The organism is Streptomyces sp. MNU76 (assembly GCF_020982545.1).
Classification (GTDB): domain Bacteria; phylum Actinomycetota; class Actinomycetes; order Streptomycetales; family Streptomycetaceae; genus Streptomyces.
Map to the genome: position 1 here is coordinate 36,975 of NZ_JAJKLK010000011.1, position 14,400 is coordinate 51,374.

Genomic DNA, 14,400 nt, shown 5'->3' on the forward strand with positions numbered 1-14,400 from the left:
TCCTGCCCGGCAATACACGCGGGGCGCGCCCTCGGCCTACCAACCACCGGGCGCGCCCCACCAACCCCCGAAACGGAGGCAACTCGAGATGACCACGGTCTTACCGCCGTCCGCAAGCACTTCCCAAGCCCCCGGCGTAAACGTCGCACCGGGCTGCAAGATCTGCGACGGCCGCCCGTCGCTACGCCTCTACGAGATCAGCACTGGCGGCCCGCGCTCCCTGCAGAGGGCCGACGCCGTGGCCGCCGAGGCCGGCGACGGCGCCCACGTGCACCAGTCCCTCCCCGACGACCTGTACGTCGTCGTACGCCCCGGCGACCGGGACGACAGCGAGGCGGGGCAGCCGTGAACGAGATCCTGATCGCCGCTGTACCAGCGGCCGGATGGGCCGCGCACGCCGTGTGCCTGTACCGGCGCCTGGCCGCAGCCCGCCGCGATCCTCTGACCGGACTCCTGCGCCGCGACGTCTACACCGCCAAGGCCCAACGGCTCCTACGCCGGCACCGTGACGGAGCCCTTGTGGTCCTGGTCGACCAAGACCACTTCAAGGACATCAACGACACGCTCGGGCACCCGGCTGGTGACGCCGTCCTGCAGGCCACCGCCGCACGCCTCAGCGCGTGGGCAGGGTCCCGCGCTGCCGTCGGCCGACTCGGGGGCGATGAATTCGCGATCGTGCTGCCCGTCGAAGCCGCTGACCGGCGCGCCCGGCTGGAGCAGCTCGTGCGGATGCTGCACATACCCGTCACCCTCGACGACGGCCAGGACGTCAACGTGGCCGCCTCGGTCGGGGCCGCCGATCCCCGCACCCTCGGCATCCACCAGCTGTCACTGCTGCAGCGTGCCGCCGATGCCGCCCTCTACGACGGCAAGCACTCCGGCCGAGCCGTCCTCGCGGACTCCCAGCACGCCACCGTTCCGTCCGTCAACGGGCGCCGGCTCGGCCGCCCGGGCACCGCCCTCTGGGGCCAGGCCGCCTGACTCCGCGCCGGCCACACAACTCCCCTCCACCACCATTCCGCGAGCCCGCCCCGGCATGCCGTCTGCCAGTCCTTCGGCAACCCGGGAGCCGCGAGCCGACCAGACACAGGAAAACGATGACCAGCCAAACCACCGACGTCGCGAGCTCAGCCCCGTTACCGCTGGCCGGGGCCCTGCGCAGCGCTGAGACCGAACTCGCTCGCCTCCGCGGCCGCATCCGTACGGTCGCCGAGTTCATCCATGACGAGGCCTACGACCTGGCTGCCCGCCACGCGCTCGCACAGCGCCTCGGCCTGCCCGCACCGAGCCAGGCCCCGGCTCCGGCGAGGAACGGAGCCACCCCGTGATCGAGATCGCCCGCGCCTGCGCGCTCTACCCGCTCGCCGCCTACCAGATCACGAACTGCCTCCTGCGGGCCGCCGTCACCACCGCCGTACGACAGGCACCCGCGCCTCCCCACGTCCCCGCCAAGCCGTCCACACAGGAAGCGAGGACCTCGGCATGACCAAGCCCGTCGTCCACGAGCCGTACGCCGTGCGCGCGCTGACGCTCTGGCAGCCCTACGCCTCCGCAGTGGCCGTCCTCGGCAAGGACATCGAGAACCGCGGATGGTCGCCGACCTTCCGCGGGCTGATCCTCGTCCACGCCGGCCTCGGCACCGACCGTGTCGCCCTGCGCCACGTGCCCCACGACCTGGAGTTGCCCAGGGGAGCCGTGGTGGCCGTCGCCCGCATCTCCGGGGCACACACCGACTGCGACGGACAGTGCAGCACCTGGGCCGACCTCGACAGCGAATGGCACTGGGAACTCTCCGACGTCGTCCGACTGCCCACCCCGGTCACGCAGGTGAAGGGCCGCCAGCGGATCTGGGTGCCCGACGACCCCCTGCGTCACCGCGTCGCGGCAGCCCTTCCCCAATCCGCCGCCGACCTTGCCGCTCATCTCCGCAAGGAACCTGCCGCGTCCACCTCCGACGCTGCTTGCCCGGCCGCGCCCGCGGCGCCCGCACAGCTCGGAGGGAGTTCAGCATGTCTGTGCACACCCACCCGATGACCTTGAGCGGGACGCTCGCCGACCCCGCCGTACTCATCGACGGTCAGGCGTACTTCCGGCTGACGTACACGCCTGAAGGCCACAACTGCGCCCCCGTGGGACACGAGCACGAAGTCCGCGAGGCCCTGTTGCCCTGCGCTCTCGCCGACCCTGAAGCCGCTGCGGACCTCGCCAAGCTGCCGCCCGGAATACCTCTGACGGTCAGTGGCTACCTCGCCTTGCCCGACGGCTACACCAGCGACCTGCGCCTGGTGGTCAACACCGCCGACACCCCGCCTCCTGAGCCGGGACAGCCGGTCGTACTACGGCCCGCGCTGCGACTCGTCCGTACGCGCAACCTCGCCGGATTGCCTGGCTGACCGCGCCCTTCTCCACCCCGTTGAAAGAGGAACTCTTCAATGACGACTTCCGTCATGCCCAGGCCGCGGCCGGCACTGACCGCCGCGCATGCCGTCGCTCTGACCTTGCTCCGCGACGGCTACACGCAGCGCACGATCACCGCCCGCACCAGCATCGAGCCCACCGACCTGTACCGTCTGGCCGCCCTGCACCACATCACCGCCCCGCACGGCACGGTCGAGGGTCACAACTGCCACGAAGCCCGCGACGAAGAACCCTGCACCCAGTGCACGCACGCCCACGGGCGAGCACACGCCCGCGAATACGCCCAACGCCGCAGGACGGTCGGTGCGCTCCCCCGCGCGCTCCGCCCCCGCGGCCGCCAGGTACGGAGGGCCGTGAGGTGACGACTCCCCTGCCCGCCCCTCCCCGGTGAAGCCGACAGCCCGATCGTCCTGGACGGCTACCTCGACGACCAGACGCTCCCCGACGACCTGTCCGAAGCCTCGGTCCGGTTCCAACTGGTTGTCTCTCCCACGGAAGACCGAATCGACGAACTCGTCATGCCCTGCACAGTCACCAACCCCGAGCTCGCGCACGCGGTCGTCAACGACCTGGGAGCCAGCGACCTGCTCCGCGTCAGCGGACATCTCCTGCTCCCACGCGACCCCGGCGACGGAATCCGGCTACAGGTCCGCGCCATCCACGTGCTGGAAGACGGCGTCGACCTCAGCCAGGTCGCCGGCGAGGACGAACTGGGACCCCATGTCCTGTCCGAGCTCGGGTACATCGAGCGGTACGCCGACTACCAGACGTGGAACGACCCGGACGCCTGCCTCACCAGCGTCTGGCACGTCTCCGGCAGTTGGGCCGGCTCCACCGACGAGCCCAGCGCGCTCAGCGACCTCATTGCCGCCCACCGCCGTGGTGCAACTCCGGCTCCCGCCCATGCCACTCACACGGAGCCCGCCTCCGTGCCACCGCCCAGCAGGCAACGGCGGACGCGCTTGCACCGCATGCGGAGCTGGCTCCGCCGGACCTGGCAGAGCAGCGCGGGGTCCACGCGCACGGTCTGACCAGCACCCCAAGACGGCCCGGGGCGGCCGCCGGCCACCTGGCCCGGCTGCCCCGGCTGCTTCCACCTGCGCTCACAGCGCACAACCCCAGGCCTGCCGGCCGACCGACGGGAGCTCCAGATGGCTCTGGCCGAGACCCTCGCACCCCTGCACACCGAACACGCCGATGCCGACGACCACCGGCAGATCATGCGGCTGGCCGCCAGCCGGGTCGCCACCGCACGAGGCCTGGCCGCCCCCTGGCCCGTGGACCTGCCCGCACAGACCATCGCCCGTGTCACCAAACACCTCGACGACCAGGCCGACCTCGCCAGTTGGGACGAGACCCAGCTCGGCGAACTACGCGAACAGTTCCTCGACAGCGAAGAGCGGAGCGCGTGCGGTGCCTGGTACACACCGCCGCCCCTCGCCCACTCCTTGGCCGGCGGCGCCCTCCACACCCTCCTCGAACACGACCCGGACCACCGGCCCGAACGGATCCTGGACACGACCGTCATCGACCCGGCATGCGGCGGAAGAGTCTTCCTCGCCTTCGCGGCGCGCTACCTCACGGCCTACTCCACCGAACTGCTCAAGCACTACGGCGCTCCCGCACCCGAACAGGACACCCTCACCGCCACGATCGCCCAGTCCTGCGTCTTCGGCATCGACACCGACCCCATCGCGGTCGACCTCGCCAAGACGGCCTGCTGGCTCGCCGCCAACGGCGTCCCGCCCATCGACTTCCTCGACGACAACATCATTCACGGCAACGCCCTGAACGCGGACCTTCCCCCGGCCGTCGCCGACCGCATCACCCACGACGCACCTCTCGCGATCGTGGGCAACCCGCCCTACAAGGACAAAGCCCGAGGAACAGCACCGTGGATTGAGCAGCGACGCACCAAGAACCCCACCCCCACGGACCTGCTGCGGCCCAGCCTCGACGACTTCCGCTCCCCCGGCCAGGGCCGCATCGAACACCACCTGTCCAACCTCTACGTGTACTTCTGGCGCTGGGCCCTGTGGCGCGCCTTCGAAACCCGCCAGCACGCCGCCGTGGTCGCCTTCGTCTCACCGTCGGCCTGGCTGATCAGCCCCGCCTTCAACGGGATGCGCAGCCGCATGCGAGCCACCGCCGACGATGGCTGGATCATCGACCTCACCCCCGAGGGCAAGCGGCCGCCAGCGAACTCCCGCATCTTCCCAGGAGTCGCCCTCCCCATCTGCGCCGCCCTCTTCCGGCGCCTCGCAGGCCCTCACCCCGACCAGATCGCCCACGTCCAGCACGCCCAGGTCACCGGCAGCCGCGACGAGAAACTCGACGCCGTCGACCGACTCCTCTACGAGGCCCTCCTGTTCTGAACCCCGCACCCGCCACCCTCCCCTTCCACGTGCCGCCGATCCCGGCTCGCGGTGAGCACGGAGGCCGCACGACACCAAGGAGCGCAATGCACAGCCTCCCCGCGACCACCCATCGCCCGACGCGCATCCAGCGCAAGCGCACCAAAGGCTCGAGCGTCGGAAGCGCGATGATCGTCGACCGCAGCAGCCGCTACGGCAACCCGTGGCGTATCCAGGGCACGGTCCTCATCGCCCCGGACGGCACCACCCAGCACCTGGAGACCCCCGAAGCAGCCCGCAAGGAGGCAAGCGCCCGATACCGGGCCTGGCTGGACGGCGAAGGCCCCGACACCCACACCGTCGGCTGTAAGACGTTCGACCGGCGACGCGTCCTCACCGGCCTGCCCCGTCTGAAGGGGCGTGACCTGGCCTGTACTTGCTCGTTGCCCCGCGCAGGCGAGCCCGACCACTGCCACGGGGGCGTGCTCCTGGAGCTGGCCGCCCATCCCGAGAGGACCACCACGTGACTGGCCCGATACGGGTGCCGTCGCCACGCGGCTACCCTGCCGCGACCCTCCACCTGACCGTCGACCCCACCGAGCACGCCCGCCGACAGCAGGCCGGCCTCGGGCACATCACCGACTCGCACTGCGCCCTGCTGGACACACTGATGGTCCTCCCCGCCGACGACCCCGTACCGGTCGACGACCTCACCGAACGCCAACAGCGCGACGTACGCCGAGCCCCCGCCGGCATCCTGGACCTGACCCCCGACCTCGTCACCCGGCACGCCATCCGGCCCTGCCGCGTCGACCTCGCCACCGTCCACGCCACCTGCACCCGCGCCAGCATCGGACGGGCGAGCTCCTACGCCCCGATCTGCAGCCGCGCCATCGTCACCCCCACCCCGCCGCGCCGCGACTACCTGCTGTACGAGGCGGACTTCTGGGGCATCGGCGTCCTCCTCGACCACGGCAACGGCGAACGCGAGACCCTCGTCGCCCCCAGACCCTGGCGGCCGAAGCGGCACACTCCGGCGGCATGGCGGTTCGCGGAACTCGCCTACGCCTCCTACCTCAGCCACACCCCCACACCCGAGACCACCACCACGTCTAACCGCGCAGGAGAAGAAGCCCGTGGGTGACCACACCGCCATCGAATGGACAGACCGCACCTTCAATCCCTGGTGGGGATGTTCACGCATTTCGCCTGGGTGCAGGAACTGCTACGCGGACCAGCTGGCCCACCGCTGGGGCCACGACGTCTTCCACCTGGGCGGGCAGCGCCGGATGCTCTCCGGCGCGAACTGGCGCAAGCCTCTGAAGTGGAACCGCGAGGCGCAGGAGGCCGGCACGCCGCTCCGTGTGTTCACCGCCAGCATGGGCGACGTCTTCGAGGACCACCCCCAGGTCACCACCGCTCGCGAGCGGCTCTGGGAGCTCATCGACCAGACGCCGTGGCTGCGCTGGCAGTTGCTGACCAAGCGACCGGAGAACGTGTCCGCCATGGTGCCCTGGAAGGACGCGTGGCCGGACCACGTGTGGATCGGCACGTCCTGCGAGGACCAGCGCCGCGCCGATGAGCGGATCCCCCTCCTCCTCCAGATCAACGCCCGCGTCCGCTTCCTGTCCTGCGAGCCGCTACTTGGGCCGATCGATCTTGGGCGCTGGCTACCGGCTCAGCAACTCCACAGTCTGACGAGCCTTGTCTCGCTTGATGATGAGGTAGGGGATGAGGGCAGTGAGCAGAGCCGTGACATCTGCTGCACGACTGATCGACCAGTCCCCCATGGGTTTCCACCCGTGACGCTCGACGCGGGCGTAATCCCATCGCACTCGGCCTCCGATGGTGGTCTCCAACCACGTGATCACCTCGGGCGTGGTGCTGTAAATGCTCATGCGAGCACCGTTGCCATGGGCGGATTGCTGCCGCCAGTACAGGTTCCCCTCGCCATCGAAAATGCCAGCGATGTACCCCAGAACACCTGGATCCGTGGGGACTTTGACGCTGAGGGGAGCTCGCTTGCCGCCTCGCCTGCGGACGGCAACTCCGCTCTCCTGGAGACGCCGCCATATCGTTGCGCGGCTGGTTCCGAGCCGGTCGGCGAGCTCGTTGATGGTCTCGCCGGAGGAGTACGCGGAGGATACTTCCGCAACGGTGATCGGCGAACGCGGCATGGCGGACACTCTCCCACGATCGATTGGCTGATCGCGGGCGGAGAGAGCGGAGCCAAAGGCCGTCCGATGGACCCCGCCTGGGCCCGCAGCCTGAGGGACCAGTGCCAGGCGGCGGACGTGCCCTACTTCTTCAAACAATGGGGAGAGTGGGTCCCCAGCGGCTACCACGTCATCCGTAGCCGCCCCGTAGCCGGAAGCGTGCTGGTCGGAGAACCGGTCGACGACCTCGGACATCGCATCGAGATGATCCGCGTCGGCAAGAAGCGAGCCGGCCGCCTCCTGGACGGCCACCTCCACGACGCGGTGCCGCCGCTCACTATCGCCCGATCCGCACGCTGAGCGCTGCCCGGTCTTTACGCCGTAAAGACCACCCGGCAGACCGCCCGCATGCCGCAACCTCGACGAGGAGATCCACACCATGACCACACTCGACTCCGTCCTCGACGCCGGCCTGCACTGGTTGTATGAGACCGAGCAGCCCGACAACTCCCACCAGCAGCACCACGGCATCGCCCTCGGGCTCCCGGCCGCGAACCGCTGGTACGGCTTCAGCCCCACCGGAGCCCGCAACCTGCCCGTTGTCTCCGTGAATGTGTCCAAGGTCGAGTACAAGACCGACGACGGAGACCAGGTTCCGGCGAACCCGCTGGAGCCCGGCGAACTGGAGGCACTCGCCGACGAACTGCGCCGCCGCGGATTCGACGTCGACTCCACATGGAACGGCCACCTGGCAGTCACAGGAAGCGTCGGCCTGGTCCGCACCGCGCACCCCGCACTGCTCGCCGCGGTCGGCCGATACCGCCGGGGCTGCCCCGAACATCCGCAGCGCGGGGTGTTCTGCGACTGCGAGGCCTGGCAAGCGGAAGCCACCCGGATCATCGCCCCCTTGACCACCTCCGTAGCTGCCAGCACGTGAGCAGCACGACGGCCGCCCGCACCTGGATGCCGGGCGGGACCGGCTCGTTCCAAGCGCCCCCCGACGTCCAAGCAGTCAGCGACCGGCACGGCCGCGTCTGGACGCGCAGCCCCACCCGGTGGACCTGCACGGGCACGCGGTGGATCCGGTGGCGGATCCTCGTGGCCGAGCACGGACTGGTCACGGAGACATCCGCGCCCCCCGCGCACCAAGGCGGTCGAGGCAGGGGGCGAGAGGCGGCCGCTGCCGCCCGGATCCCCGACGGCCATCCGCCCGGACGTGATCTATAGCCGGGCCGCGAGGCGCTACTCACCAACGCCGGGTCTCGCGCTGATCCGGGCCCACATCTTTACGCCGTAAAGAACACCAGCCCACCCGGCGAGCCCGGGGTGGGCTGCGCGCCATGTCCAACTCCCTGCCGAAGGAACCCATGACGACCAACCCCCAGGACCCTCACACCGCGGCCGCCGGTGTGGCGGCTGCCCTGATTGCCGCGCACCCCTCCCTCTCCGCGGTATCGGTGGACGTCACTGACGTGACAGGCCTCGGACCAGCCGCCCTGTTCTAGGTCGAAGACAGGGAGTCCCTGCACGCCTGGGCGCACGCTCTGAACAGGACCGGCCACTCGACGGGTGCAAGCGCCTACGGCACCACCGAGCCCAGCCACGACGGCATGCCGGACTGGCTGTGGTGGCGGATGACGTACATCGACACGATCGTCGACCAGACACCCATCCGGCTGTGGACTATAGAGACGTCCAACCAGCCCCGCGCCCTGGCCGCCCTCCTCGCCGCCACGGCACACGCTGCCAACGGAACGACACAGGCGACCGCTGAACCCCGCTTGCGACCGCCCGGCGATTCCGCACATCACGGACACCGATCCCTCGACCACGAAACGGATCAGCGATGACGCGACTCTTACGCACCCCACGCAGTCCGATACGACGCTCCGCGGTCCTGTCCGCCTGCGACCGATACCGCTACCTGCTCGTACGTGAATGGGGAGACATGGGTTCAGGAGCCGGCAAGTCTGCCGTCTTCGTTCTCTTGAACCCCTCTACCGCCGACGCGACCAAGGACGACAACACCAGCCAGCGCTGCATCAAGTACGCCCAAGGGTGGGGCTGCAGCGGCCTCCTCATCGTCAACCTGTACGCCTGGCGGGCCACCAAGCCTCGCGACCTCGCGACTGCGGACGACCCTGTCGGACCGGAGAACAACAGCTACCTCCAGGCCGCGGCCCGGCTCGCCGAGCACACCGGCGGCCCCCTCGTCGCAGGATGGGGAACGAACGCCCACCCCGATCGCGTCGCCGAAGTGCTCACGCTTCCCGGTATGCATCGGCTGAGCACGCTCGCCGTGACCCAGGCCGGCCACCCCCACCACCCGCTCCGGCTCCGTCTCGGCCTCGCCCCGCAGCTCTGGGAAGGCCGACCATCCCGACCGGCCGCACCCGAACCGGGGGAGCGGTACGCCGTCGTCCTCGCCCGGCCCGGACTCCCCGACCTCCGCCTGGGCCCCTACGACTACCTCCACCAAGCCGAGTCCATCACCACGAGCCTGCGGCAGCAGAGGACCAGCACCCAGCATGTCCCCGGCACGACCGTGACCGTGCATCCCCATCACCCCGGGCTCGACTACCTCGACCCGCACCTGCCCAGGGACCCCTATCAGCTCGCCATGCTGATGGACAGCGACCCGGACGGGGACGGCATCGGCGGCAACTTCCCCGATCTCTGGGCGCGCCTGCACGCACAGGAGGGATACGAGCGGGCCTGTGACATCTGGGGGAGGGCATGCGCCACGTACGACGACATGCACAGTGAGGTCAGTACCGCCGGGTGAGCGCCGCTCGATCGGGACCCGCTGGCGGCGTCCGCGCCGCGCTCCGCTCGGCCGAGCCGATCCGAAGAGCCCCGTACCCAGGACAGGTGTCCTGGGTACGGGGCTCTTCGTGTTTCGGGGACGCGTCTTTGCGGCGTAAAGACTCCTGCCCCAGATGGCGGCGGAGACGGACCCCTCGCCTGCACCAGCAAGCCCGGTCTGCGGAGATCTCCTTCGAGTGATCATGTGCGGCTTCGATGGAGCTCCCAACAGGACGATTCCGATTGGTCCGTTGACGGCCTGGGCAGTGTGCCGGTGGCGGCACACCAGGCCCGCTGCCCGCCCGCGCCCCACCCCGACTGGCCCTCTTTACGGCGTAAAGACCGGGGCATGCGAGCCACGGAGCGTCGCGCTCGTTAAGCTCCAGCCCGAGGAACCCATCACGTACCACCATCAGGAGCGGTGAATGCCTGGCGCGCAGAACGACTTGTCCGTAGCCGAACGGCGCAGGCAGCGAGCTGAGCAACAGCGCCGCCGCGCCGAAGAGGAGGAGCGCCGGCGTGCCGAAGCAGCGCAGCCTGCCGGCGGCGGTTCCGATGTGGCGATCGACGAGCTCGTCAACAACCCGCGCAATGCGCGCGAGGAGCTTGAAGGGCTCGAAGGGCTCGCCGAGACCTTCGAGTCGGTCGGCCTGCTGCAGTCGGTCGCCGTAGTCCCGGCCGACGTCTTCACGGCGGCCTTCCCGGAGCACGCGGATGAGGTCGGTGCCGCCCGCTTCGTGGTCATCGGTGGCAACCGGCGCCTCGCAGCGGCCCGGCTCGCCGGCCTGGAGAAACTGCCCGTCCTGGTGAACAGGAAGGCCACGACGCGCAAGGACATCCTGGTCGCGGCCGCCACCGAGAATCTCGCCCGCGAGGAGCTCAAGCCGTTCGAAGAGCTCGCGACGATCGAGGAGCTCAAGCAGGAGTTTGGGACGTACGACGCCGTCGCCAAGGTCCTCGGGAAGACCGCGGGCTGGGTCTCTCAGCGCCGCCGACTCCACAACCTCCAGCCCGAGGTCCGCCAGGCCCTCGAACAGCGAGCCGACGGCATGACGATCGAGCTGGCCCGAGACCTGGGGAAGATCAAAGACCCCGCCGAACAGGTCCGGGCGTGGGAGGAAGAGAAGGCCCTGGCCGCCGCCCGTACGGCTGCACCCAGGCCGGCCAAGGGGGAGAAGAAGGACAGCGCTGGTAAGAAGGCGGCGAAGAAGGCTGTTCCCAAGCAGGGCGGCTCAGGTCCCGACGAGCTGGACGAAGCAGCCAAGGCGAGGCGCGAGGCGTGCATGGCCGCCGTGGCGGTCTTCGACGGCGATCCCTCCCGGCTGCACATCATCGCGCTGCAGGCCTCCGTCGATCCCGACGAGGCCGTCGCACTCGCCTCCCAGTGGCTGGGCGATACCGGCATCGGTGCCTCGGCGCTCAGCCTCGCATCCCTCACTGGCGATGAGGGCCACGACCGACAGACGAGGGCCGCGCTCGCCCTCTCGCTCGCCCACTGCGAGATCCGCATGACTCGAGACGGCGGCAACGACGCCGCACACGCCCGCGCCTACCTGGATTGGCTGGCCACGCACGCCGACTACCAGCAGGCCGATGACGCCAAACCCGCTCTCACCGCGTAACGACGGAGACCTTTCGTGACCACAGAAACTCCGACCCTCCCGGAGGACACGGGACGCGATACCCGTGTCCTGGCGTGCACCAACGGCTCCGCCGGATCCGGGAAGTCGACCACCGCCGCAGCCCTTGCCTACGCCGCAGCAAAGAAGAAGAAGCTCGTCTGCGTCATCGGCTTGGACAAGCAGCGGGACATCTCCCGCCTGCTCGGCTACGACGACCCAGACGGAGACGAAGACCTGGCCACTATGTACGACGTGGTGGACAAGCTCGTCACGCTTTCCGAGGCCGTCGTACCCGCCAAGGACAGCAAAACCAAGGAAGTGATCCCGGACCTCTGGGTCGTCCTTGAGTCGAAGCAGCTCGAAACCCTGGAATTCAAGCTCGCGGGCGAGACCGCGCGGGAGCTCTGGCTGCACCGGATCATTGGGGCGCTGCGAGGGCGCTTCGACCTGATCATTTTTGACTGCCCTGGCGACGTAAAGCTCGCGACGATAGCTGCGATCATCGCCAGTGACGAGGTCGTTGGCTGCACCAAGTCACAGGAGAAGGAAGCGCGCGGCCTCACCGAACTTGAGGACAAGATTGCCGACGTGGCGGCGGCGTACGGCCACACGGGCATGCCCACAGGCATCGACTGGGTGGTGGTCACCGAAGGCGTCGATCACAAGTCGCAGGGCAAGGTCTACAAGGACATGGAGGACCAGCTCCGGGAGGCCTACGGCGACATCGTTGTGGAGACGGTCTGCGACGACGTAAAGGTCCCCGAGGCCTACACGGCCGGACAGCCGGTAACCCTCTTCGCCCCGAACTGTCGAGCCGCCAAGGCCTACACGAAGATCGGTCGACAGATGAAGCTGTACCGGTGAGCCCTTTACGCCGTAAAGACCGCGTCGCTAGACCCCCCGGAGCCTCAGCTCCGGGGGGTCTCGTCTTTACGCCGTAAAGAATCGCGACGCCAATGCCGGGCGCGGATGAAGCGCCCAAGTGATCACTTTTCGCTGACGATCCGCAACAAGTGACCCGCCAAGCGTCACAACCCCACCCGCCTCATGGGAGTGTGAGAACCGGTCGGTCGTGAGGCTTGGATAGGGGAGTGGGACGTGGCTGCGGGGAGGGGCGTGATACCCCAGCTGACTCGAGCGCATCGAGTCCTCATCGGCGTAGTGGTCACCGGCGCCGTCGTCATCGCCGGCATCGGTTTCGCCGGTTCGTACGCAGCGGTCCGCGAGCTGGCCCTCCAGAAGGGCTTCGGGAACTTCTCCTACGTGTTCCCCATCGGTATCGACGCCGGTATCTGCGTCTTGCTCGCCCTGGACCTGCTCCTCACCTGGATCCGTATCCCGTTCCCCCTCCTGCGCCAGACGGCCTGGCTGCTCACAGCGGCAACGATCGCCTTCAATGGCGCGGCGGCCTGGCCGGACCCGCTGGGCGTGGGCATGCACTCGGTGATCCCAATCCTGTTCGTCGTCGCGGTCGAGGCCGCCCGGCACGCGATCGGCCGGATCGCAGACATCACGGCAGACAAGCACATGGAGGGCGTCCGCCTCACCCGCTGGCTCCTCTCACCTGGGCCCACGTTCCTCCTGTGGCGCCGCATGAAGCTGTGGGAGCTGCGCTCCTACGACCAGGTCATCAAGCTGGAGCAGGAACGGCTTGTCTACCAGGCCAGCCTCCGCTCCCGCTTCGGCCGCGCATGGCGACGCAAAGCCCCCGTCGAAGCACTGATGCCTCTGCGGCTTGCCCGCTACGGCGTTCCCCTCGCGGAAACCGCTCCTGCCGGTCTCGCTGCGGCTGGCATCGACGAGCCGCCGATCATCTTCACCGTCGAGCGGGTCGCAGCTCCCGCCGCCCAGCCCGAAGGCTCCGCGCTCAGGGACACGCCAGCCCCTGAGCCGGAGACAGCGGAACTAGCGATCACGGTGGCGGGGCCGGAGCAGGCTACGGCCGCAGTGCCCGAACTGCGCCGTGAACTGAAGGACTCCACTGGGGATGACGCCGAGCGGTTCGCTGGGGCCTACCAGGCGTTCATCACGCAGTTCCAGGTCGAGCCGACCGCCACGCAGTGGGCACTCTGGCTCCGCGACGCGTACGGCATCACCAGGGCGGCAGGAAAACCGCTCTCCGAGCACCAGCTGCAGCCCATCCTCCAGGTGCTCCAGGAGCGCTACGCGGCGCAGGGGGAGTCAGCCGCCTCCGACGAACCGGAGCCGAATGGCGAACCGGCCGACCAGTGGTACGACTACTTCTACAGCGCCTGGCTCACCTACGCGCAGGAGCGCGGCACCTACCCTGATGCTGCTGCCCTCGCGGCATTCGTCTACGAGCGGGACACCATCACCGGCGACGGCGGCCGGCCCATCACCGGCGACGACCTGGCCGACTTCGTCAAGAGCTTCCAGGAGCGCCAGTTCAGCAGCAGCGGACCGGCAGCTGAGGAGTCAGCGGCCGATCCCGCCGAACCGGCCGCAGAGGAGCCTCCCGCACAAGAGGAACCCGAGAAGGCGTCTGCCGCTGCGGCTGCGCAGGCCGCCAAGGAGAAGCGCAGTCCCCGGGTGAACGCCGCCATCGACGACCCGCCGCCAGGACCGGAAGCCGCAACGGCGGAGAGCATTGTCCTCACCACGGTCGACCGCTACTACCTGGCGTGGATGGAGTACCAGACCGAGCACGGTGACGAACCGACAGCCGAGCAACTGTCTGCCTATCTTGCCGGGAAGGGCATGCACGGGCGCGGCGGGAAGCCGGTCAGCCCGTCAACCCTGCGCCGCTACTTCCTGCCTTCCCGTGTCTACAACGTCTGGGCCGAGTACCGGATGCGCAGTGAGGAACCCGCGGCGGACACCGTTGCGCAGGAATGCGCAGCCCGAGGAATCACCGCCCAGTACAACAAGCCCGTGACCACCGACTACGTCACCGAGAACGCCGACGAATTCGAGCGGCGCTGGCAGGCCCTTACCCGCCACCACGCCGATGCGCAGCAGTAAGCCCGCGACCGCGCACTGGCTGAGCACTGGGCACCCCATCAGACCCACCAGTCTGCGCAATCG

At 69.2% G+C, this 14,400-nt stretch carries 17 protein-coding genes and 1 pseudogene; all 18 read left to right on the top strand.

The features are described 5' to 3' along the window. The first annotated feature begins 88 nt into the window (after nucleotides 1–88). On the top strand, nucleotides 89–349 hold the full coding sequence (locus tag E4N62_RS24965; protein ID WP_230217931.1) for a hypothetical protein: 261 nt from the start codon (nucleotides 89–91) through the stop codon (nucleotides 347–349). Next, nucleotides 346–981, top strand: a complete 636-nt coding sequence (locus E4N62_RS24970) for a GGDEF domain-containing protein (RefSeq protein WP_230217933.1) — start codon at nucleotides 346–348, stop codon at nucleotides 979–981. Before E4N62_RS24965 ends, E4N62_RS24970 begins: the two co-directional genes overlap by 4 nt. Nucleotides 982–1,097: 116 nt before the next feature. Then, nucleotides 1,098–1,328, top strand: coding sequence for a hypothetical protein (locus tag E4N62_RS24975; protein ID WP_230217935.1), 231 nt, complete (start codon nucleotides 1,098–1,100; stop codon nucleotides 1,326–1,328). Next, nucleotides 1,325–1,486 (top strand): hypothetical protein, encoded by a 162-nt coding sequence (locus tag E4N62_RS24980; RefSeq protein WP_230217937.1) that lies wholly within the window; start codon nucleotides 1,325–1,327, stop codon nucleotides 1,484–1,486. Before E4N62_RS24975 ends, E4N62_RS24980 begins: the two co-directional genes overlap by 4 nt. Next, entirely contained in the window at nucleotides 1,483–2,034 is a 552-nt protein-coding gene (locus E4N62_RS24985) for a hypothetical protein (RefSeq protein WP_230217939.1), read from the top strand. Before E4N62_RS24980 ends, E4N62_RS24985 begins: the two co-directional genes overlap by 4 nt. After that, nucleotides 2,010–2,393 carry a hypothetical protein gene (locus E4N62_RS24990; protein WP_230217941.1) on the top strand — a complete coding sequence of 128 codons (384 nt, stop codon included), beginning with the start codon at nucleotides 2,010–2,012 and terminating at the stop codon, nucleotides 2,391–2,393. Before E4N62_RS24985 ends, E4N62_RS24990 begins: the two co-directional genes overlap by 25 nt. A gap of 39 nt (nucleotides 2,394–2,432) precedes the next feature. Then, on the top strand, nucleotides 2,433–2,780 hold the full coding sequence (locus tag E4N62_RS24995) for a hypothetical protein (protein WP_230217943.1): 348 nt from the start codon (nucleotides 2,433–2,435) through the stop codon (nucleotides 2,778–2,780). Nucleotides 2,781–2,936: 156 nt separating this feature from the next. Next, nucleotides 2,937–3,449: a hypothetical protein gene (locus E4N62_RS25000; RefSeq protein WP_230217945.1), complete on the top strand. Its 513-nt coding sequence runs from the start codon at nucleotides 2,937–2,939 to the stop codon at nucleotides 3,447–3,449. Between the two features lie 120 nt (nucleotides 3,450–3,569). Then, entirely contained in the window at nucleotides 3,570–4,793 is a 1,224-nt protein-coding gene (locus E4N62_RS25005) for a DNA methyltransferase (protein ID WP_230217947.1), read from the top strand. An 86-nt stretch (nucleotides 4,794–4,879) separates the two neighbouring features. After that, nucleotides 4,880–5,299, top strand: a complete 420-nt coding sequence (locus E4N62_RS25010; RefSeq protein ID WP_230217949.1) for a DUF4326 domain-containing protein — start codon at nucleotides 4,880–4,882, stop codon at nucleotides 5,297–5,299. Next, nucleotides 5,296–5,916, top strand: a complete 621-nt coding sequence (locus tag E4N62_RS25015) for a hypothetical protein (protein WP_230217951.1) — start codon at nucleotides 5,296–5,298, stop codon at nucleotides 5,914–5,916. Before E4N62_RS25010 ends, E4N62_RS25015 begins: the two co-directional genes overlap by 4 nt. Then, on the top strand, nucleotides 5,909–7,288 hold the full coding sequence (locus E4N62_RS25020; protein WP_230217953.1) for a DUF5131 family protein: 1,380 nt from the start codon (nucleotides 5,909–5,911) through the stop codon (nucleotides 7,286–7,288). The genes E4N62_RS25015 and E4N62_RS25020 overlap by 8 nt, the downstream gene beginning before the upstream one ends. A gap of 79 nt (nucleotides 7,289–7,367) precedes the next feature. After that, a complete protein-coding gene (locus tag E4N62_RS25025) occupies nucleotides 7,368–7,865 on the top strand; it encodes a hypothetical protein (protein WP_230217956.1) in 498 nt (165 codons plus the stop codon). Nucleotides 7,866–8,295: 430 nt separating this feature from the next. Next, nucleotides 8,296–8,433 carry a hypothetical protein gene (locus E4N62_RS25030; RefSeq protein ID WP_230217958.1) on the top strand — a complete coding sequence of 46 codons (138 nt, stop codon included), beginning with the start codon at nucleotides 8,296–8,298 and terminating at the stop codon, nucleotides 8,431–8,433. A gap of 341 nt (nucleotides 8,434–8,774) precedes the next feature. Continuing rightward, a complete protein-coding gene (locus E4N62_RS25035; RefSeq protein WP_268269812.1) occupies nucleotides 8,775–9,713 on the top strand; it encodes a DUF1643 domain-containing protein in 939 nt (312 codons plus the stop codon). A gap of 445 nt (nucleotides 9,714–10,158) precedes the next feature. Then, nucleotides 10,159–11,355 (top strand): ParB/RepB/Spo0J family partition protein, encoded by a 1,197-nt coding sequence (locus E4N62_RS25040; protein ID WP_230217961.1) that lies wholly within the window; start codon nucleotides 10,159–10,161, stop codon nucleotides 11,353–11,355. 15 nt (nucleotides 11,356–11,370) lie between these two features. Further along, nucleotides 11,371–12,219: a ParA family protein gene (locus E4N62_RS25045; RefSeq protein ID WP_230217963.1), complete on the top strand. Its 849-nt coding sequence runs from the start codon at nucleotides 11,371–11,373 to the stop codon at nucleotides 12,217–12,219. A 252-nt stretch (nucleotides 12,220–12,471) separates the two neighbouring features. Continuing rightward, nucleotides 12,472–13,155 (top strand): annotated as a pseudogene (locus tag E4N62_RS49625) (DUF2637 domain-containing protein); the annotation flags it as partial. Between the last annotated feature and the right edge of the window lie 1,245 nt (nucleotides 13,156–14,400).